The 19,421-nt window shown below is 74.1% G+C and carries 20 protein-coding genes; 10 read left to right on the top strand and 10 right to left on the bottom strand.

What is annotated here, in order from left to right:
* Positions 1-39: 39 nt before the first annotated feature.
* Complete coding sequence (locus ACIQVZ_RS11110) at positions 40-909, top strand: DNA-formamidopyrimidine glycosylase family protein (protein WP_350883637.1); 870 nt, start codon at positions 40-42, stop codon at positions 907-909.
* Positions 910-1,009: 100 nt separating this feature from the next.
* On the opposite strand, the gene ACIQVZ_RS11115 is transcribed toward ACIQVZ_RS11110, so the two are convergent.
* Positions 1,010-1,870: an SAM-dependent methyltransferase gene (locus ACIQVZ_RS11115; protein WP_350883639.1), complete on the bottom strand. Its 861-nt coding sequence runs from the start codon at positions 1,868-1,870 to the stop codon at positions 1,010-1,012.
* Positions 1,871-2,068: 198 nt separating this feature from the next.
* Here ACIQVZ_RS11115 and ACIQVZ_RS11120 point away from each other — a divergent pair, with 198 nt between their 5' ends.
* The 4 genes from ACIQVZ_RS11120 to ACIQVZ_RS11135 all read left to right on the top strand — a co-directional run bounded on the left by ACIQVZ_RS11120 (position 2,069) and on the right by ACIQVZ_RS11135 (position 6,148).
* A complete protein-coding gene (locus ACIQVZ_RS11120) occupies positions 2,069-2,965 on the top strand; it encodes a polysaccharide deacetylase family protein (protein ID WP_402448856.1) in 897 nt (298 codons plus the stop codon).
* A gap of 175 nt (positions 2,966-3,140) precedes the next feature.
* Positions 3,141-3,467: a hypothetical protein gene (locus ACIQVZ_RS11125; protein ID WP_402448859.1), complete on the top strand. Its 327-nt coding sequence runs from the start codon at positions 3,141-3,143 to the stop codon at positions 3,465-3,467.
* Positions 3,468-3,606: 139 nt separating this feature from the next.
* Positions 3,607-4,479 carry a sulfurtransferase gene (locus tag ACIQVZ_RS11130; protein ID WP_350883645.1) on the top strand — a complete coding sequence of 291 codons (873 nt, stop codon included), beginning with the start codon at positions 3,607-3,609 and terminating at the stop codon, positions 4,477-4,479.
* 151 nt (positions 4,480-4,630) lie between these two features.
* Positions 4,631-6,148: a M1 family metallopeptidase gene (locus tag ACIQVZ_RS11135; protein WP_402448861.1), complete on the top strand. Its 1,518-nt coding sequence runs from the start codon at positions 4,631-4,633 to the stop codon at positions 6,146-6,148.
* A gap of 117 nt (positions 6,149-6,265) precedes the next feature.
* Here ACIQVZ_RS11135 and ACIQVZ_RS11140 read toward each other — a convergent pair whose 3' ends face one another.
* The 3 genes from ACIQVZ_RS11140 to ACIQVZ_RS11150 all read right to left on the bottom strand — a co-directional run bounded on the left by ACIQVZ_RS11140 (position 6,266) and on the right by ACIQVZ_RS11150 (position 9,710).
* Positions 6,266-7,138 carry an aminoglycoside N(3)-acetyltransferase gene (locus ACIQVZ_RS11140; RefSeq protein ID WP_402448864.1) on the bottom strand — a complete coding sequence of 291 codons (873 nt, stop codon included), beginning with the start codon at positions 7,136-7,138 and terminating at the stop codon, positions 6,266-6,268.
* Positions 7,139-7,280: 142 nt separating this feature from the next.
* Positions 7,281-8,255, bottom strand: a complete 975-nt coding sequence (locus ACIQVZ_RS11145) for an NAD-dependent epimerase/dehydratase family protein (RefSeq protein WP_402448866.1) — start codon at positions 8,253-8,255, stop codon at positions 7,281-7,283.
* Between the two features lie 102 nt (positions 8,256-8,357).
* Positions 8,358-9,710, bottom strand: a complete 1,353-nt coding sequence (locus ACIQVZ_RS11150; protein ID WP_402448868.1) for a condensation domain-containing protein — start codon at positions 9,708-9,710, stop codon at positions 8,358-8,360.
* A gap of 246 nt (positions 9,711-9,956) precedes the next feature.
* Here ACIQVZ_RS11150 and ACIQVZ_RS11155 point away from each other — a divergent pair, with 246 nt between their 5' ends.
* On the top strand, positions 9,957-11,231 hold the full coding sequence (locus tag ACIQVZ_RS11155; RefSeq protein WP_402448870.1) for an MFS transporter: 1,275 nt from the start codon (positions 9,957-9,959) through the stop codon (positions 11,229-11,231).
* Positions 11,232-11,336: 105 nt separating this feature from the next.
* Here the strand turns inward: ACIQVZ_RS11155 and ACIQVZ_RS11160 are convergent, their stop codons facing one another.
* From ACIQVZ_RS11160 to ACIQVZ_RS11170, 3 genes are all read right to left on the bottom strand, one after another.
* The gene (locus tag ACIQVZ_RS11160; RefSeq protein WP_402448873.1) at positions 11,337-12,179 is read right to left on the bottom strand and encodes a class I SAM-dependent methyltransferase; all 843 of its coding nucleotides are present in this window, start codon (positions 12,177-12,179) and stop codon (positions 11,337-11,339) included.
* Between the two features lie 373 nt (positions 12,180-12,552).
* Entirely contained in the window at positions 12,553-13,047 is a 495-nt protein-coding gene (locus ACIQVZ_RS11165; protein WP_402448875.1) for a hypothetical protein, read from the bottom strand.
* A 183-nt stretch (positions 13,048-13,230) separates the two neighbouring features.
* A complete protein-coding gene (locus tag ACIQVZ_RS11170; RefSeq protein ID WP_402448877.1) occupies positions 13,231-14,835 on the bottom strand; it encodes a CehA/McbA family metallohydrolase in 1,605 nt (534 codons plus the stop codon).
* Positions 14,836-15,034: 199 nt separating this feature from the next.
* On the opposite strand from ACIQVZ_RS11170, the gene ACIQVZ_RS11175 reads away from it, so the two are divergent.
* Complete coding sequence (locus tag ACIQVZ_RS11175; protein ID WP_402448880.1) at positions 15,035-15,940, top strand: polysaccharide deacetylase family protein; 906 nt, start codon at positions 15,035-15,037, stop codon at positions 15,938-15,940.
* A 49-nt stretch (positions 15,941-15,989) separates the two neighbouring features.
* Here ACIQVZ_RS11175 and ACIQVZ_RS11180 read toward each other — a convergent pair whose 3' ends face one another.
* Positions 15,990-16,373 carry a barstar family protein gene (locus ACIQVZ_RS11180; RefSeq protein ID WP_063346419.1) on the bottom strand — a complete coding sequence of 128 codons (384 nt, stop codon included), beginning with the start codon at positions 16,371-16,373 and terminating at the stop codon, positions 15,990-15,992.
* A gap of 41 nt (positions 16,374-16,414) precedes the next feature.
* Positions 16,415-17,068, bottom strand: coding sequence for a 4'-phosphopantetheinyl transferase (locus ACIQVZ_RS11185; RefSeq protein WP_402448883.1), 654 nt, complete (start codon positions 17,066-17,068; stop codon positions 16,415-16,417).
* Positions 17,069-17,407: 339 nt separating this feature from the next.
* Here ACIQVZ_RS11185 and ACIQVZ_RS11190 point away from each other — a divergent pair, with 339 nt between their 5' ends.
* Both ACIQVZ_RS11190 and ACIQVZ_RS11195 read left to right on the top strand, forming a co-directional pair.
* Entirely contained in the window at positions 17,408-17,596 is a 189-nt protein-coding gene (locus ACIQVZ_RS11190; RefSeq protein WP_402448885.1) for an SDR family oxidoreductase, read from the top strand.
* Between the two features lie 25 nt (positions 17,597-17,621).
* Complete coding sequence (locus ACIQVZ_RS11195; RefSeq protein ID WP_350880731.1) at positions 17,622-18,431, top strand: SMP-30/gluconolactonase/LRE family protein; 810 nt, start codon at positions 17,622-17,624, stop codon at positions 18,429-18,431.
* Positions 18,432-18,474: 43 nt separating this feature from the next.
* Here the strand turns inward: ACIQVZ_RS11195 and ACIQVZ_RS11200 are convergent, their stop codons facing one another.
* The gene (locus ACIQVZ_RS11200) at positions 18,475-18,669 is read right to left on the bottom strand and encodes a hypothetical protein (protein ID WP_350880733.1); all 195 of its coding nucleotides are present in this window, start codon (positions 18,667-18,669) and stop codon (positions 18,475-18,477) included.
* 261 nt (positions 18,670-18,930) lie between these two features.
* Here ACIQVZ_RS11200 and ACIQVZ_RS11205 point away from each other — a divergent pair, with 261 nt between their 5' ends.
* Entirely contained in the window at positions 18,931-19,416 is a 486-nt protein-coding gene (locus ACIQVZ_RS11205) for a cysteine/serine endopeptidase inhibitor (RefSeq protein WP_350880735.1), read from the top strand.
* Positions 19,417-19,421: the final 5 nt, after the last annotated feature.

Here is a 19,421-nt window from a genome sequence, read left to right on the forward strand (position 1 = left end):
GGGCGGGCGGGCGGCGCGGGGCTGCGGGAGACTGGGCGCATGCCGGAGCTGCCCGAGGTCGAGGCGCTGAGCGACTTCCTGTCCGAGCGGCTGACCGGGCGCGTCATCGCCCGGGTGCAGCCGGTCGCGATCAGCGCGCTGAAGACGTACGACCCGCCGGTCACCGCGCTGGAGGGGCGGACCGTCGGCCCGGTGACCCGGCGCGGCAAGTTCCTGGACATCGAGGCCGGCGGCCTGCACCTGGTGGTCCACCTGGCCCGGGCCGGCTGGCTGCGCTGGAAGGACGGCCTGCCCGCCGAACCGCCGCGCCCGAGCCCGAGGAACCCGCTGGCGCTGCGGCTGCGCCTGGCCGGGGACGCCGGCGACGGCTTCGACCTGACCGAGGCGGGGACGAAGAAGGGCCTCGCGGTCTACGTGGTGAAGGACCCGGCCGAGGTGCCCGGGGTGGCCCGGCTCGGCCCCGACCCGCTGGACCCGGCGTTCACCCTGGCGGACTTCGCCGCGCTGCTGAGCGGCGACCGGCGCCGGCTCAAGGGCGTGCTGCGGGACCAGGGCGTGCTGGCCGGGGTGGGCAACGCCTACTCGGACGAGGTGCTGCACGCGGCCCGGATGTCCCCGTACAAGCCGGCGTCCAGCCTGACCGAGGAGGAGGCGGCGCGGCTCTACGAGGCGCTCGGCGCCACGCTGCGCGATGCGGTGGAGCGCTCGCGGGGGCTGGCGGCGGGGGAGCTCAAGGCGGAGAAGAAGCTGGGGCTGCGGGTGCACGGCCGGACCGGCCTGCCCTGCCCGGTCTGCGGGGACACCGTGCGCGAGGTGTCCTTCGCGGACTCCTCGCTGCAGTACTGCCCGACCTGCCAGACCGGGGGGAAGCCGCTGGCGGACCGGCGGCTGTCGCGGCTGCTGAAGTGAGGGTGCGGGTTGAGGGCGCGGGTGGGGCGGGCCTGGTGCGGCCTGCCCCACCCGGGGCGGGTTCCCGCGGGGCTCCGGTGGGGGCGGGCCCGGCGCGGGTTCAGCGCTTGACGGCGACGCCGCCCCAGTAGTACGCGGCCTTCGGGTCGGCCGGCGGCTCGCCGTCCGGACGCCAGGCGAGGACGGGGGAGAGGCCCGGCTCGACCAGGTCCCAGCCGTCGAAGAAGCGCAGGACGTCGTCGTGGGTGCGCGGGACGAGGGTCATGCCGCCGGCCCGGGCGGCCTCGGTGACCTTGCCGACCGCCTCCGGGTCGAAGTCCTGGGTGGGGGTGGTGAGGGCGATGCAGCTGCCGGCGGGCAGGGCGTCGCGCAGGGCGGCGACCCGGCCCCACGGGTCGTCCTCGTCGGCGATGAGCATCAGCACGGCGATCATCAGCAGGCCGACCGGCTGGGTGAGGTCCAGCGTGGCGGTGAGCGCCGGGTCGGTGAACAGTTCCTCGGGCTTGCGCAGGTCGGCGTGGATGTAGGTGGTCCGGCTGGCCGGGCTGGACACCATCAGGGCGCGGGCGTGGGCGAGCACGATCGGGTCGTTGTCGACGTAGACCACCCGGGTGCCGGGGCTGACCGCCTCGGCGATCTCGTGGGTGTTGGGCGAGGTGGGGATGCCGGTGCCGAGGTCGAGGAACTGGCGGATGCCGTGTTCCCGGGCGAGGTGGCGGACGGCCCGGCCCTGGAAGGCGCGGTTCGCCTTGGCCATTTCCTTGACGCTCGGCACGGCCTCCTCGATGGCCTGCCCCATGGCCCGGTCCGGCGGGAAGTTGGTCTTGCCGCCCAGCCAGTAGTCGTACACGCGCGCCGAGTGGGGGGCGGTGGTGTCGACGCCGAACCGTTCCCACTGGCTCAGCTCGGCGGGGTCGTCGTCGGGCCGGCCCTGGTCCGGGATGTCCTGACTTGTCGTCATGGCCACGTCCTCTGATGGCAGATCATCACACTGGGGAAGGCACAGCGTAGCGGTCCGGAGGGGAGGCCGGTCGTCCGGTCGGGGAAGTGGCGGGGAAGCCGGGGGAGGGCGGGGTGTGCTTGCGCCGTCGGAGTGGTGATCGGGCCCGTCCGAGGTGCCATCGGGGAGCGGCGGCGTCACACGGGGGAAGCATTAAGAATGCTGTCAGATCATCAGATTTCCCCACGAACGCCCTCGCGGCGACTGCTGCTGGTCGCGGCCGGGATGTCCCTGCTCGGGGCGGCCGGTTGCGGCACCCCCTGGAACGACGCGGACGACGCCGGGGCGGGCGCCGCGGCGCGGCCTCCTGGTGCCGCGCCGGAGGCCTCCGGGCCAGGCTCCGGTCCGGAGGCGGCCCAGGCCGCCGCCCCCTCCGAGGCACCCCCGCAGGCCGCCACGGCCCCGCCGACACCCGCCGCCGCCCCGCCGCCGATGCCCGCCCGCCGGCGGCTCACGGAGGAGGAGGCCAAGCCGGTCAACCAACTCGATCCGAACCAACGGGTGGTGGGGCTCACCATCGACGACGGGCCGGACCCCCGGTACACGCCGGCCGTCCTGGCCCTGCTCCAGCAGTACGGGATCCGGGCGACCTTCTTCCTGGTCGGCGAGTGCGCCGTCGAGAACACCGGGCTGGTGCGGGAGATCGCGGACCACGGCCACTACATCGGCAACCACACCTGGACCCACCCCGACCTGCGGCACATGTCCGACGAGGCGGTGCGGGACGAGCTGGAGCGCACCTCCGACCTGCTGTACCGGACCACCGGGCGCCAGCCGTCCTGGTTCCGCGCGCCCGGCGGGGACTGGTCGCCGGTCGCGCTCAGGGTGACCACCGAGCTCGGGATGCGGCCGATGGGCTGGACGGTGGACCCGGAGGACTGGGCCACGCCCGGGACCTCGGTGATCACCGAGCGGATCCTCAAGAACGTCCGGCCCGGGTCGATCGTGCTCAACCACGACGGCGGTGGCGACCGGTCGCAGACGGTGGCGGCGCTGAAGGCGTACCTGCCGGTGCTGGTCGACCAGGGGTACTCCTTCTCGGCCCCGTCGAACTGAGCGGGCGCGCGCGGCGGGTGCGGGTGACGGTTTCCCGATGAAGGTCGCGGCTTTGCCGCTTAAACCACCCGAAAGAGTGGATTGGGAGAACCGTTTCTGCTGATTTTGGGCCTCTAGGGTGATCTCGCATCAATGCATCAGGTACCACCAGGTACCTCCTGAAAGGCCATCAATCATGCGTCTCCGCAACACCGCACTCGCCGTCGCCAGCGCCGTCGCCCTCGTCCTCGCGGTTCCGACCTCCGCCGGCGCTGCCACCGGCGACTTCCTCTACAAGGTCGGCCCCGGCGTGCCGGCCGGGCTCGCCGACCCGGAGAGCGGCCAGTGCATCGACCTGTTCGGGGCGACCGAGGCGGACCCGGCCTTCGCGCCGCAGAACCTCACCGCTTCGACGGCCACGGTCTTCCTGGACTTCGGCTGCAACGGCGACGTCTTCTACGTCATGAACCCCGGCAAGAGGCTCGGCGACCGCCTCAAGCTGCGTTCCGTGGTCTTCTCCTGAGCGGGGTGGCCCGGGCCGGGCGGTCGGCGTAGCGTCGAACTGTCCGGCCCGGTCGCCGGCGCCCCGCCGTGCCCGTGCGCGGCCTGCTGTGCCCCTGGTCGGGCGCCGAAAGCCTGGGCAGAGCGAAGGAGGGCCTGGGATGACCGGCAACGGCTACGCACACCCCGAGGCGCTGGTCCGCACCGAGTGGCTGGCCCACCACCTGGACGACGGGACGATCAGGGTCGTCGAGGTGGACGAGGACACCACCGCCTACGACCGGGACCACATCCCCGGCGCGATCGGCTGGAACTGGACCACCGACCTGCACAGCCGGGTCGGCCGCGACTACGCCGACCGGGAGGGCGTCCAGCACCTGCTGCGGGCGGCCGGGGTGGAGGACGACACCACCGTGGTGCTCTACGGCGGCAACAACAACTGGTTCGCCGCGTACGCCTACTGGCTGCTGCGGCTGCGCGGCTTCGGGCCCGTGCGGCTGCTGGACGGCGGGCGCAAGAAGTGGGAGCTGGAGGGGCGCGGGCTCACCGAAGAGGTGATGGACTACCAGCACACCGCCTACCGGCTGACCGGGCCCGAGCGCCCGGAGCTGCGGGCGCTGCGGGACGAAGTGCTCGGCAAGGCCGAGTTGTTCGCCAAGCCCGGCTCGGACGCGGTGCTGGTCGACGTCCGCTCGCCCGCCGAGTACCGGGGCGAGCTGATCGCCCCGCCGCACCTGCCGCAGGAGCAGGCGCAGGTGCCCGGGCACATCCCCGGCGCCGTGAACGTCCCCTGGTCGCAGGCGGCCAACGACGACGGGTCGTTCCGCTCGGCGGAGGAACTGCGGGCGCTGTACGCGGGGAAGGGCGTGGAACCGGAGCGTGAGGTGATTGCGTACTGCCGGATCGGCGAACGGTCGGCGCACACCTGGTTCGCGCTCACCGAGCTGCTGGGGTACCCGCACGTGAAGAACTACGACGGCTCGTGGACGGAGTACGGCTCGCTGGTGCGGGCGCCGGTGACGCTCGGCGGCTGAGGGGGGGCGGGGGCGGGGGGTGTGACGGTGCCGCAGCGGTGCCGTGTCGGCCTGTTTCTTTTCATGAACATCTCACAATAGGGGAGTGGACCGGGAGCCACCGGGACATGGATCGATCCGACCCATAGTCCCAGTGACCCTGGAGGACCACGTGCGCAAGAGGCTGATCGTCTCTGCTGCCAGCGCCCTGAGCCTGTTCCTGGCCGTCCCCGCCTCGGCGGCCGACTTCCAACCCGGCGCGGCCGGCATCGGAGACCCGTACTACCCGACCTACGGGAACGGCGGGTACCGCGTCTCACACTACGACATCCGGCTGAAATACCAGCCCGCCACCGACGAGCTGGAGGGCACCACCACCATCCTCGCCACGGCGACCGAGAACCTCTCCCGCTTCAACCTCGACTTCGCGCTGAACGTCCAGGAGGTCCGGGTCAACGGACGCCCGGCGACCTTCGCCACCAGCGGCGAGCAGGAGCTGGAGGTCACGCCCGCCCGGCCGCTCGCCAAGGGCAGCCAGGCGACCGTGGTGGTCCGCTACAAGGGCGTCCCCTCCACCGTGAAGAAGTACGGCTTCACCGCCTGGCTGCGCACGCCGGACGGCGCGGTGGCCGCCGGTGAGCCCGAGTCGGCGTGGTGGTGGTTCCCGAGCAACGACCACCCGAGCGACAAGGCGACCTTCGACGTCTCGGTCCAGGTGCCGGACGGCAACCAGGTGATCAGCAACGGCATCCTGACCAGCGCCGTCTCGCAGGCCGGCTGGACCCGCTACGGATGGCGTGAGAACAAGCCGCAGGCGACCTACCTGGCCACCCTCGCGGTCGGCAAGTTCGACGTCACGACCGACACCACACCGAGCGGGCTGCCCGTCTACAACGCGTACAGCAAGGACCTCGGCGAGGACGCCGACGCGGCCAAGGCCAGTGTCGAGCGCACCGGCGAGATCGTCGACTGGCTGAGCGGCTACTTCGGCGACTACCCGTTCAGCTCGGTCGGGGGCTACGTGCCCAACGTCAAGACCGGCTTCGCCCTGGAGACCCAGACCCGGGTCTTCTACAGCCCCCGGCAGTTCGCGCGCGGCTCCAACACCTCCGTCGTCGTCCACGAGCTGGCCCACCAGTGGTACGGCGACAGCGTCTCGGTCTCGCACTGGAGCGACATCTGGTTGAACGAGGGCTTCGCCCGGTACTCGCAGTTCCTCTGGTCCGAGCACGAGAACGAGGGCACGGCGCAGGAGCTCGCCGACTACGTCTACGCCTCACACCCGGCCGACGACCCCTTCTGGACCGTCAAGCCGGGCGACCCGGGCGCCGCCAACCAGTTCGCGAGCGCCGTCTACGACCGGGGCGCGGTGGCCATCCAGGCGCTGCGCAACGCCGTCGGGGACGACAAGTTCTTCCAGATCCTGAAGGGCTGGCCCGCCGAGCGCCGCTACGGCAACGCCTCCGTCCCGGAGTTCCAGGCGTACGCGGAGAAGGTCTCCGGGAAGAAGCTCGGGGACCTCTTCGCCACCTGGCTGTTCACCGCCTCGAAGCCGGCCACCGGGCCGGCGCCCGCCGCGGCGGCCTGGCTCGCGCCGGGTGCGGGTGCGGACGCCGGGCGGCTGCCGGTGGAGCCGAAGTCCTGGAAGCAGATCCAGGAGACCAACTCGCTGCACGACGAGGAGCGTTGAGTCCTGGGTGCGTCGAGCCCCCGGATGTGACCTGGTGACCTGGTGACCTGGTGATCCGGTGACCTGGTGACGGGTGTGGTCCGGTCGGCCGCCCGAGGAAACGGGCGGTCGATCGGGCTACGCCGCTCCGGGGCCGTCCGCCGCCAGCAGCTCGGTGAGACGGCGGACGGCGAAGGGTATGAGCTCCCGGACCGGGATCAGCCGGCAGGGCGCGTTGCCGACCAGCACCTCGCGGATGCCCGCCCGCTCCTCGAACTCCTTTCCCACGGCCGGGAAGTGGGTGTCGTTGTCGTCGCCCACGTCGGGTGCCTCGATCCAGACCCGCTCGCCCTGGATCGCCATCGGGAAGCGCCTGAGCCCCAGGCGGCGGTTGGGTGCGAAGGTCTCGGCGTAGTGCAGGAAGGTGTTGCGGTTGTGCCCGACACCGATCAGCAGCACGTACCCGCCGAGGTCGTGCAGCGCGCCGAAGGGCGACTCGCGGCCGACCGCGAAGCCCAGCGAGCGGCGGGCGGTGACCTCGCGGGCGTGCGCCCCGACCGCGGCGACCGAGGCCTGCGGATGCGTGCTGCGCAGGCTCTCCGGCAGCACGCGCAGCGCCTCCGGTACGGCGCCCATCGGGGAGGGGAGCCCGGGGTGGAACAGCGGGACGGCGGCGCGCCGTTCGGCGACCTCGGGGCTCGGCGGGCCGGTGTGCTCCGGTGCCGGATCCCGGACGACGGCGGTGGTGAAGGTGGGCACCGCGACGGTGCCGCCGGGCCCGACCGCCTCGCGCAGGCTGGCCACCACGGCCGCGGCGCCGCCGTCGACCAGGCCGAGGCTGGAGAGCGAGGAGTGCACGATCACGGCCATGCCCTCGCGGACGCCCACCCGCCGCCAGCCCTCGACGAGATCGGCGGTGCCGAGCGACGCGTCGCGCGGGGTGTCGAGGGACGCGTCGAGCGGGGTGGTGCGCGGGCCGGCGCTGTGCGCGGTGGTGCGGTGCGCGGTCATGGTGCCCCCTGGCGGTGCTGTGCAGGTGCTGGTGGGATCGTTCGGGGCCGACCATAGCGCGTGCCACTGACAACTGATCAGGACGGGGTGGCCGTCCGGCAGTCCGTCCTGCTCGGTCGTGCGGTGCGGGGCCGGCGGCCGTTCAGGGCCTCGACCCCGTCGCTTCGGCCAGCACCCGGGCCTCCTGCTCGGGCGTGAAGCCGTGGCCGAGGGGCGGTTCGCCACGCTCGCGGTCCCAGGCGAGCACGTCGGCGGCGGTGACCGCGAGCGGGGTCGCCGGCAGCCCGGCCGCCCTGGCCCGGGCGGCACTGCGCTGCTGTCCGGGCCAGAGCGGCGCGGCCCGGACCAGCGGGAAGAACGGCGGCGGCGCGCTCTCCGGCGGCACCGGGACGACCTCCACCTCGGTGCCCGCGACCTCGGCGCAGGTGGCGATCAGTCCGCCCAGCGTGGTCGGTTCGGCCGGGCCGACGGCGTGGAAGGCGCCCGCCCGGTCGTCCTGGAGCAGCCGGACGACCAGCCGGGCGAGGTCGCGCGCGTCGACCACCTGGACGGGCTGCTCCGGCCGCCCTGGCAGCGCGATCCGCCCGCCCCGGGCGGCCCGGCGCGCCCAGTAGGTGAGCCCGCGCTGCTCGTCGTGTGGGCCGGCGACCTTTCCGGGGCGCACGATCGTCGCCCCGCCCCCGTAGCGGGCGGTGACGTCGTCCTCGCAGGCGACCTTGAGCCGGCCGTACGTCTCCTCGGTGAGGTCCTCGGCGTCGCGCAGGGGCGCGCGGCGCGGGGCGGACTCGTCCGAGCCGGGGGCGAGGCCGGCGCGCTCGTACACCGCGTGGCTGGAGATGAACAGGTAGCGGCCGACCCGGTCGCCGAGCGCGTCCATGGCCTGGCCGACCTGGCGGGGGCGGTAGCCGCTGACGTCCACCACCGCGTCCCAGCGGCCGCCGTGCAGGGCGGTGTAGTCGCCGGTGTCGCGGTCGCCGACCAGGTGGGCGGCGGCGGGGAAGAGGCCGGGGTTGGTCCGGCCGCGGGTGAACAGGGCGACCTCGGCGCCACTGCGCAGGGCGTCGTCGGCGATCGCGCGGCCGACGAAGGAGGTGCCGCCGAGGATGAGGATCCGCATGGGTCCAGCGTAGCGGCGGGCCAACGGGCCCGGGGGGAGGGGCCGTTGGTGAGGGGGCGCCGGAGGGCGCCACGCATCATGCGGCGCCCTCCGGACAAGGGCCTAGGGTGCTTCGAGAGTGCGGGCCTCGGTGAGGATCAACTCCTCGATCCCGTACAGGAAGCGTTCCATCGCCGGGCGCGGGAGCACCGTCGGGTCGGCCGTCATGGCCAGGCTCAGTGCACCGGGGGACTGCAGCGCGTCCAGGGCGTAGGTCAGGCCGGGGCGGGGCTCGAACTCCACCGGCCAGGTCAGGGTGGTCGCGTCCTCGCCCGTCCCGGTGTCGGGGGAGGCGGTGACCAGCTCGCGGGTGTCGTTGAAGATGCAGGACCGGTCCGCGAGCGGGACGTCCTCGGCGGCGAGCCGCCCGATCTCGGCCTCCAGTCGGAGCTTGTCGTAGTAGGCGTGGCGGTAGGCGCCGATCGCGGCGGCGTTCGTGCGCCGGACGACGTCCCTGAACTCGGCGGTGGCGTCCGGGAGGTGGAACAGCCCGTCGCCCGCGACGACGCTCACCGCGTTGGTCAGCTCGGGCAGGAAGCGGTTGCTCACCACGACGTTCAGCACCGCGTCCGTCGAGCCCGACAGCCGGGCCGTCATCGCCGCCGTCGCCGCCAGCAGCACCGAGGAGGACGTCACCCGATGGGCGGCCGCCACCCGGTCCACCGCGCGGGGCAGCGCGGGCGAGCGCAGGACGGCGTTCGGGAACCTGGCGTCCGGTCCGGCCGGCTCGCCCGGCGGGGGGAACAGTCTGGCCGGGGCCAGCCGCAGCTTGCGCAGGAACTGCTTGCGGGCGCCCTCGTCCCGCCGCCGACCGCGCTCCGAGGCCTGGAACTCCGCCTCCTCCAGCGGTTGCTGGGCGGGCTCGCGGATCTCGGCCAGCTTCTCCGGCGAGGTGCCCTGGCAGAGCGCGGTCAGGTCGGCCACCAGGCGGTTCATCCCCGTGCCGTCGACCGCGGTGTGCGAGAGCACCAGGCTCACGTACCGGGCCGACCCGCCCACCTCCACCACGCCGACCCGGATCGGCGACTGGGCGGCGGTGTCGAACGGGAGCGCCGCCAGCTCCTCGTGCAGCCGCGCGCCCGCCTCGGCCGGATCGGCCGGCTCCGCGCAGTGCTCCACCTCCACCTCCAAACGGCCCTCGGGGTCGACTACTTGGCGCAGGCGGCCGGCCTCGCCCGGCACCAGTCGGGTGTGCAGCGAGTCGTGCAGGTGGAGCAGTTGCTCCAGGCCGGCGAGCAGGACGGGCAGCGGCAGCCCGGGGTCGAGCGGCGCCGCCGCGGCGATGTTGTAGCGCGGCGCGTCGGCCGGGGCGAGCCGGCTCACGGCGTCCCGGATGGCCTGTTGGCCCCAGGTGGCGGGACCGGACCCGGCTCGGCCGGACGAGAAGGCGATGTGCAGCAGTTGACGAGTGGTCACCGTGTGGCTCTCCGATGTGGCGGTGGATCGTGACGTCGTGCCGGTGCGTTGGGAGCGCGGATGCTGCTGGGGAGAGTGTGGCGCACCACCCGCCCGCCGTCGAGGTCCGGTGGCCCGGGCCCGGGCCCGGGGCGCGGCGGGCGGGCGCGGCCGGGGCTTCCACATCTATCTCGACGTGAAGTATCTTGATGTCGAGATTGATGCCGATCATGCAACGGGGGGCCTGCCATGCGGGGGAACGGACTGATGGCGCAGCTGCGGAAGCCGCCGGGCGGGCGGGACGCGCGGATCATGCTGCTGGCGCAGTGCGTCGACCGGACCGGGAGCGGGGTGTGGGCGGCGGCCTCGGTGCTGTACTTCACCTACGTGTGCGGCATGGACGCCCGGCAGCTCGGCGTGCTGCTGGGCGTGGGCGCGGCGGCGGGGATCGCCGGGTCCCCGCTCGCCGGGCGGGCGGCCGAACGGCTGCCGGTGCGGTGGCTGCTGATCGGGTGCCACCTGCTGCGGATCGGCACGATGGGCCTGCTGCTGGCCGTCGACGACTTCGCCACGCTGCTCCCCGCCGTCGCCCTGACCTGCCTGGCCGAACGGGCGGCCAAGACCCTGGAGATGCTGTTCGCCACCCGGATCGCGGGCGAGCGGCGCGGCACGTACCAGGCGCTGTTCCGCAGCGTGGCCAACGCCGGGTACGCGCTCGGCGCGGGCATCGCGGCGATCGGCCTGGCGATGGGCACCACGACCGCCTACCGCGCGCTGATCGTGGCCAACGCGCTCTCCTTCGCCCTCGCCGCCGTCCTGGTCTGGCGCACCCGGGAGCCGGCCGGGCGCGGCCTGGTCGCGGCGGCCTCCGAAGATGAGCCCGCCGCCCGCCCGGCGGCCGTGCCGAGCCCCTGGCGCGACCGGGGCTACCTGCTGTTCGTCGCGCTCGACATGCCGCTGAACCTGGACGACTCGATCCTCAACGTCGGCCTGCCGCTCTGGCTCGTCCACCACACCGGCGCACCGCACGCCGTCGTCCCGGCCTTCCTGATCCTCAACACGGTGCTCGTGGTGCTCCTGCAACTGCGCGTCTCGGCACGGGCGGAGGGTTCGCGCGGGGCGGCCGCGGCGGTGGGCTGGTACGGCCTGACGCTGCTCGGCTGCTGCCTGCTGACCGCGCTCGCCACCGGCGGCGGGCCGTGGACGGCCTCGCTCGCGCTGCTCGCCGCGGCGATGCTGGTCACGCTGGCGGAGCTGATGCGCTCGGTGAGCTCCTGGGAGCTGGCGGTCGTCCTGGCACCCCCGGGGGCCCAGGCCTCCTACCTGGGGGTGGCCGGGATGGCCCAGTCGGTGCAGAAGTCGGTGGGCCCGCTGCTGCTCACCGGCGTGGTGATGACGGCCGGTCCGGCCGGCTGGCTGGCCCTCGGCGCGGCGACGGTCGGCCTCGGCGCGCTCCAGCGCCGGGCCAGCCTGCGCCGGCTGGCGGCCCTGGCCGTCCCGGCGGCCGAGCCGTCGCCGCGGGTGGGCGCGGCGGTCGGCTGATCCGGCGCGTCGCGGCCGCCGGGCGCGGAGGGCGGGGGGAGTCGCCAGGGCCTCGTGACGGGACGGGCCTGTGCCAGGTCCGCCGCGCTGCCGCAGGGCGGTTCGTCAGATCGGCTGGCGGGCCGTTTCCGCCGGCCCCGGCCGGGTGGCGGTGACGACGTGGTAGTCGAGGAGGCCGCTGCGCCAGGCGGGGAGGAAGTTGCGGCTCCAGTGGCCGGGAGGGACTGCGTCGGTGAGGTAGCGGTCGAGGCCGGGCCAGACGGCGTCGCCGATGGACTCGGTGGTGACGGTGGTGAAGCCGGCTGCGGCGAGGTCGCTGGTGAAGGCGGCGAGGGGGTGGGGGACGTCGAGGCCGTCGGCGAAGCTGGCGAGGAGGATGTTCAGGCGCTCGGTGATGTCCGGTCCGGCGGAGGCGAAGAAGGTGGTCACGACGAGTCGGCCGCCCGGGCGTAGCACCCGGGCGGTCTCGCGGGCGAAGCCGGTGAGTTCGCGGAAGTGCTGGGCGGCCTCGACGGAGTAGACGCCGTCCAGGGAGGCGTCGGCGAAGGGGAGTTGGTTGGCCGATCCGAAGGTGTAGGCCAGCCGGTCGGGGTAGGTGGCCAGGGCTTTGGCGTTGACGGCGCGGGCGCGCTCGATCTGGTCCGGGTGGATGTCGACGCCGGTCACGCTCCCGAACCGGAACTCGCGCAGGGCGAGCGCCGCGCCGAGCCCGCGCCCGCAGCCGACCTCGGCCAGCCGCAGCCGCTCGCGTGGCTCCGCGAACTCCCGCAGGACCCGCCGGTAGAGCTGCTCCTGGCTGTGGACCCGGTCCTCGGTCGTCGGGGCGGTGAGGTCCATGTCCTGCCAGTAGCCGAAGTTGATGAATCCACCGGCGAAACTCGCGGCCCGGGACAGATCGCCCGCACCGTAGGTCCGGCGTACGGGGGCGGGGATGTGGTCGTGGCTCATGACGGTCGGTCTCCCGGTGTGTGATGTACCCGGTCTCGGCGGTGGAGTGACGACCCCGGACCGGGGGCGCTGAACGTGCTGTGTGACGGTGCGGCGGCGCTGTGACCGGCTCCGCGGTGCTCGGCACCCGTCGGGCGCGCCGAGGTACGTACCCAAACCGGTGCTGATCCGAACACGGTACGTGATGGACTGCGGTCCGGGGCGGGAAAGGGGCGCGGAGGTGGCCCGGGGGGCTCAGAACACCGCCGCACTACCCCGGGCGGCTACCGGGCGCGCGGGACGGCGACGCCGACTTCCCGCGGGAGGCGATCGACGGGGTGGCGGGGGCGCAGCCGTGCGGGCCGGGTGCCCGGGCCCCGGGCACCCGGCGCGGTCACCAGCCGAGGAGGTGGGTGCGGCGGGTGAGGGCGGCGAGGATGGACTCGGCGGCGTCGGCGGGGGTGAGGGAACTGGTGTCCAGGGTGTGCGGGCCGGGGACGGCGCCCGGGGTGGGCTGGAGGACCACGAGGTGGAGGGCGGCGCCGGTGGTGCGGCTCTCGCGGCGGAAGGTGTCCAGGGTGGGCGGGGCGGCCGGGCACTCGACGATGACCTGGTAGCCGCCGGTCGCGTAGGCGAAGGCGGCCTGCGCGGCGGCGGCGAGGGCGGTGGTGTTCTGCCGCTCGGCCTCGGGGAGGTGCGGGGGGAGCTGGCCGCGCCGGATGACCCGCAGGAAGTCGTGCGCACGCAGGTGGACGCTCGGGTGCAGCCCCTCCGCGAGCCGGCTCGCGACCGGGCTCTGGCCGGCCCCGGCCGGGTCGACGAGGACGAGGACGCCGCCGGCGCCCCGGCCGCCCCCGAGCTCCGGCCCACCTACGGTCGTACGGTTCACAGCTGCTGATCCCTTCGCGGGCCGGGGACGGACGGGTAGCCGGGGCGAGGCGGTCGGAGTGCGGACGGGCCGGCCGGCCCGGATACGGACAGCCGACCGCCTCGTCCCTACGACTGGTGCTTTCGGGGATCAACCTAGTCCACGCCGGTGCCCCGAGTCGTCCCCACTCCTGCTCCGGAGCGCTCAGCGGTCCTCGACGCGCAGCACGATCGGGTTGGTGAGGGCCGCCATCGGGCCCCAGGGGAGGTCCGGGCCCATCGCGTTGCCCTTGCCCGGCGACCCGTCCGGCTTCGGGTGGCGGACCTCGGCCCGGACGTAGGCGGCGAGCGAGGCCGTCGTGCGCCAGACCACCGTGCCGGAGCCGTCGGCGGGCAGTGACTCCTGGTGCAGCTGGCCCTCGTCGGTGAGCAGGCGGACCGTCCCGCCGGGGACGCCGGAGACGGTGAGCCGCACGTCCAGCGGGGCGTCCGCCGGGACGGCCAGCTCCTCGCCGATGCCGGCCCGGCGGCCGTGCCCGGTGACGGTGAACTCCAGCTGGACGGCGGCGGATTCGGCGAGCCAGCTGCGCCCGTCGCGCAGCCCGTCGAGGATCGCGTCCCGGGTGAGGTCCTCGGCCAGGACGACGTTGTGCGGGGCGCCGATCACCTGCGGGGCGCTGTGCGCGTCGCTGTTGCCCAGCGCGGGCAGCCAGGAACGGCCCTCGCGCAGGGCGACGGCGAGCCGGCCGTCCCAGGTGTCGACCGCGGACTCGTCGTCGTACGTCCAGGGCCCGTTCCACACCTCGACGCCGTCGGCCTGCTCGTAGCCGAACTTCCACTGGCAGGCGACGTACGGGCAGTACGGGTGCGCGGGCACCACCAGGCCGCCGGAGCGGCGGACCTGACGGACGAAGCGCGGGTACTCCTCGTCGCGGGAGCGGTAGCGCCAGTCGACGAACTGGCCCGCTTCGAGGCCGAGGGCCAGCCAGTGGCCGTTGCGGGTGGTGATCTCCTCGCCCGGGATGATCAGCAGGTCGGGGCCGGCCAGCGGGCCCCAGACCGCGTGCGAGGAACTGGTGTTGTGGTCGGTGGAGACGATGAAGTCGAGGCCGGCCGCGCGGGCTCCGGCGGCCACCTCCTCCGGGAGGCGCCGTCCGTCGGAGTGCACGGTGTGCAGGTGGCAGTCGCCCCGGTACCAGGCGCGGCCGCGGCCGCGGGCCCGCTCGGACGGGTAGTGCGGGGTGAACGCCGGCCCGGGGGCGCCGAACCGGAGGGTGACCTGGACGTGGTAGTCCAGCCCCTGCGGTGCGATCTGGTAGGGGCCGAGGGCGAGGTGCCAGGTGCCCGGGTTGATCGGGCCGGGGAGGTAGCCGGGGGTCGCGGTGTCGCGGGCGAGGCTGAACTCGGTGCGGAAACCGCCGGACCAGCCGCGGAAGCCGGGGCCGCCGAGGTCGGTGCCGCGTTCGTCGAAGATGCCGATGTCGCAGGAGTTGCCGGGGGTGCCGGCCGGGACCGGGGGTTTGTCGTAGCCGTAGCCGACGGCGATCTCGCGGACGCCGGCGGGGACTTCGACGGGGAGGTAGACGAAGTCGGGGGCGCCGGTGGGGAGGTGGCCGGTGAGGGTGAGGGTCCGCTCGGTGCCGGGGGTGCCGGGGGTGCCGGGGGTGTGCGGCGTGCCGGGGGCGCCGGGTGCGGAGGCGGCGGCGGGGGTGGTCGCGGCGAGGCCGAGGGCGGCGGCGGCTCCGGTGGTGAGGCCGGTGCGGAGGAGGTCGCGGCGGGCGGGGCGTGGGGTGTCGTGGTCGGCGGGCATCGGGTCCTCCGGGTCGGGGCGGGCGGGTCCGTTCGGCCCCTTACCCGTGGCGGTGAATCAGGGGTGAGCCGGGGCCCACGGGCGGGGGGCGGGTCGGTGAAGGGGGTCGCCGTCGGCCGGGTCGGCGAGTTGCGGGCGGTGACGAATAGTCCGTTCATATTCATAACGAGCGGATCGGATCATCGCGGAGGAGGCGGGTGTGGCACTGAGTCGGCGGGCGCTGCTGGCGGCGGTGGCCGGGAGCACGCTGGCGGGGTGCGGGCCCTCGGCGGGCGGCGGGGCGGCGGCCCCGGTGGCTTCCGCTTCGGTTTCGGAGGCCTCCGAGGCCTCGGCGATATCGGCGGCGACGCCGTCGGAGCCCCCGACGCCCACCCCGACCGCCGCGCCCGCGAGCCGGGAGCCGACCCGGGCCGAGCTGGTCGACCGGTACGGCGGCACCGCGCCGAAGCAGTGGGGGATGGAGGTCACCGGGGTGACCACCAAGCTGCCCGACGGCGAGAGCGCGACGGCGCTCACCTTCGACGCCTGCGGCGGCCCCGGCGGGAACGGGTACGACGCCGACCTGATCGACTTCCTGCGGAAACGTTCCGTCCGCGCCACGCTCTTCCTGAACGCCCGCTGGATCGACGCCAACCCGGACGTGTTCAAGCAGCTCGCCGCCGATCCGCTCTTCGAGATCGGCAACCACGGCACCGTCCACCGCCCGCTCTCGGTCACCGGCCGCTCCGCCTACGGCATCGCCGGCACCGGTGGCGTCGGCGAGGTGTACGACGAGGTCGCGGGCAACGCGCACAAGCTCGCCGGGCTGCTCGGCCACCCGGTGCGGTTCTTCCGCTCCGGTACCGCGCACTACGACGACGTCGCCGCCCGGGTGGTCGCCGACCTGGGGGAACGCGCCGCGGGCTTCACCGTGAACGGCGACGGCGGGGCGACGCTCAGCGCCGCCGAGGTGCGGCAGGAGATCGCGGCGGCCCCGCCGGGGGCGATCGTGATCTGCCACATGAACCACCCGGGCGGCGGCACCGCCCCCGGGGTGGCGGCGGCGGTGCCAGGGCTGCTGGCGCAGGGGCGGCGCTTCGTCCGGCTGTCGGAGGTGCTGCCGTGAGGTGCCGGGGCGGCGGGCTGCGGCGACGGGCGCGGACCGCGTTGCGGCGTTAGGCCAGTCGGAGGCCTCCCGGGTGCTCCTCCTCGATGATCCGGACCAGCCAGTCGAACACCGTCGGCCCCTTGCCGGCCCGGGCGGCGGCGAGGTCGGCGCGGACGTGCTCGCGGTTGGCGGGGTGGCAGTGGGCCAGCCGCAGTTCCAGCTGGCGGACCGTCTCCGGGTAGCCGAGGTTGCGCCGGGAGACCGCGTGGTCGCGCCACTCGATCAGGTAGTCGCCGTCCTCGGGGGTGCCGTAACCGCCGCGCAGGCAGTCGGCGAAGGCGTCGAGGTTCCGGCCGAAGTAGCCGTCGCTGCCGATGGTCTCACCGACCACGTCCCAGAAGTCGTCCAGCGTGTGGATCCGGGTGCCAGCTATCACATAGGTCACGGTCACGGGGTCGAGGATATGCCGAGTGCGGTCGCCGGTGCGCCGGACTACCGGGCGACCGCGATGGCGGTGGCGAGCAGCCCGTCACCGACGGCCCAGCGGCCCTCGAAGCCCTCGATGCGGCGGCCGTTGACGTTCGGGCCGGGGACGAGCAGGCGGGCGGTGAAGGAGCCGTCGGGGGAGAGGACCAGGTCGGCCTCGCTGAAGTCCAGGAACTGCTCGGTGAGCGGGAACCACGCCTTGTACACGGACTCCTTGGCGCTGAACAGGATGCGGTCCCACGGGGTGTCGGGGTGCTCGGCGAGCAGGTCGACGATCCGCTTCCCCTCCTCAGGCAGCGCGATGACGTCCAGGACGTCGTCCGGGAGCGGCAGGGCGGGCTCGGCGTCGATGCCGACCGAGGCGAGGTCGCCGGAGAGGGCGACGGCCGCCGCTCGGAAGCCCTCGCAGTGGGTGAGGCTGCCGACGACGCCGTCGGGCCAGCTCGGGGCGCCGCGCAGGCCGGGGACCAGCGGGCGGTAGGGGATGCCGAGGCGGGTGAGGGCGGTGCGGGCGCAGTGGCGGACGGTGGTGAACTCCCGGCGGCGCTTGGCCACCGCCTGGACGACGGCGGCCTCCTCGGCCGGTTCCAGCCGGGCCTCCGGCGGGTCGTCGTAGGACACCTCGGTCACGACGGCGTCCGGCAGCAGGTCCCCGATCACACGCTCCCCCTCGGTCGGTGCGCGGACGGCCGCCGCGCGGATCGAGCCTAACCGGGTGGGGGTGGTCCCGGCGGGCCTTCCGGGGAAGATCCACCCGGACCACCCGGACCACCCGGACCACCCGGACCACCCGGAGCACCGGGACCGCTGGGACCACTGGGACCACCGACACGCCGGGGCCACCGGCGCCCCGGGCCGTCACCCGAAGGCGGCCGCCGCCTCGCGCAGCGCCCGGGCGACGGTGGGACGGACGGACGGACGGTCGGAGAGCGAGCGAGCGGCGACAACAACGGCGGCGGTCGCTTTCGGCGCTCGTCCCGGTCGAGCGCAAACCGGCGCGTGCGGACGGATCCGCGGCCGAGCGCCGCGATGCTACGGTCGTCCCCACTGGGGCGGTTCGGCAGTGCGGCCGAGGTCGCGCGAATGGTCGGCTTCCCGGCGAGCGAGGAATCCTCGGTCGTCAGCGGTGCCCGCCTCGCCGTGGACGGTGGAACGACCGCGATGCCGCCCGAAGCCCTGTTGCGCTGACACCTTGTTCGAGGAGGGCCCCGCTGTGCGTGCCGAACCGGTCGCCGACACACCGTACCTGGAGCTGGGCGAGGGCCCGCTGTGGGACCAGTCCGCGCAACTGCTGCGCTGGATCGGTATCCCCGACCGGCGGGTGCTCACCCTGGACCCGGCCTCGGGGGCGATCAGTTCGGTCGAACTCGACGTCACCCCCGGCACCTTGATGCCGTACGGCGACGGCGGGCTGATGCTCGCCACCGAGCGCGGCTTCGAGCGGCTCGACCCGGCCACCGGCCGCACCGCGCTGGTCGCCGCCGTCGAGGCCGACCGCCCGGACCGCCGGATGAACGACGGCAAGACCGACCCGTACGGCCGGCCGGTCGCCGGCTCGATGGGGCGGGGGGAGCCGCGCGAGCCCGGATCGCTGTACCGGCTGGAGCGCGACGGCGGCGTCCGGGCGATCCTCGGCGGGCTCGACATCCCCAACGGCCTCGCCTGGCCGGAGCCCGACCGGCTCTGGCACATCGACACCACCACGCGCCGCATCGCCCTCTACCCCTACCCCGAGCACGGCCCCCTCGGCGAGCGGATCCGCACGCTCGACGTCTCCCACCTGCCGGGTTACCCGGACGGCATGACGCTCGACGCCGACGGAAACCTGTGGGTGGCGTTCTGGGACGGCTGGGCGGTGCACTGCCTCTCGCCCGAGGGCGAGGTGCTGGCGTCGGTCGAGCTGCCGGTGCCGCGCGTCACCAGTTGCGCCTTCGGCGGGCCGGACGGGCGGACGCTCTACATCACGTCCGCCCGGTCCGACCAGGAGCCGCTCTCCGGGGGCCTGTTCAGCGTCCGGCTGTGAGGGTGCCGGCTGTGAGGGTGCCGGATTCGAGGGGGCCGCGCCCCTACTGCCCGAGCAGGCGGGCGAAGTCCAGCCCGAGGCTGCCGAGCACCGGCAGCGCGCCGAGGTCGGTGACGCCGCCGACGGGGATGTTGTAGCCCTGGTTCACCGCGCGGGGCACGGGTGCGGCGTTGGCGGGTGCGGCGGCGGCCGGGATCAGGGCGGCGCCGAGGAGCAGGGCGGCGAGTGCGGTGCGCATGGGGCGGGGCCTCCGGGGGTGGGCGTGGTGGCCTGTCAACACCCTGCGGCGCGACGCGGTCACGTATCTTCGCCCCTTCGGCCGTATTGGTAAAGATTCCTGACTTGTGTTCATGTCAACATGGCGGCGGTCTGGACCACGCCACCGTCGAGCGCATACGTTCTCTTCACTCGGACGGGCATCGGGCGGTTTCGCTGAACCCTCGTGCGGCTTCGGCGACTTCTGCCTGTCATGCCCATGGCTAGAGAACCGGAGGGAACCATGCGCGCCATCAGCAAGAACCTCAGGATCCTCGCGGGCGCCCCGCTCGCGGCCGCCGCCCTCATCGCCCTCACCGCCGGCACCGCCAGCGCGGCGATACCGATCAACACGCCCATGGCCGGCAAGGCCACCTACTACAACGACGCCGGCTACGGCGCCTGCGGCACCCAGATCAACGCCTCCAACCAGATGCTCGTCGCGGTCTCCCACACCTGGTGGACCAGCGCCAACCCCAACAACGACCCCCTGTGTCAGGGCATTTCGGTCAAGGTCAGCTACCAGGGCAAGACCGTCACCGTCCCCGTCCGGGACAAGTGCCCCTCCTGCGACGCCAGCCACCTCGACCTCAGCCAGCCCGCGTTCGCCCAGCTGGCCCCGCTCGGCCAGGGCGTCATCAACGGCCTCACCTGGCAGTTCGTCAAGGCCGGCCTGAACGGCAAGACCGTCGAACTCTCCGAGCCCGTCACCGGCTCGACCATCGGCTGAGACGG

The sequence above is a fragment of the Kitasatospora sp. NPDC098663 genome, assembly GCF_044760075.1.
Classification (GTDB): domain Bacteria; phylum Actinomycetota; class Actinomycetes; order Streptomycetales; family Streptomycetaceae; genus Kitasatospora.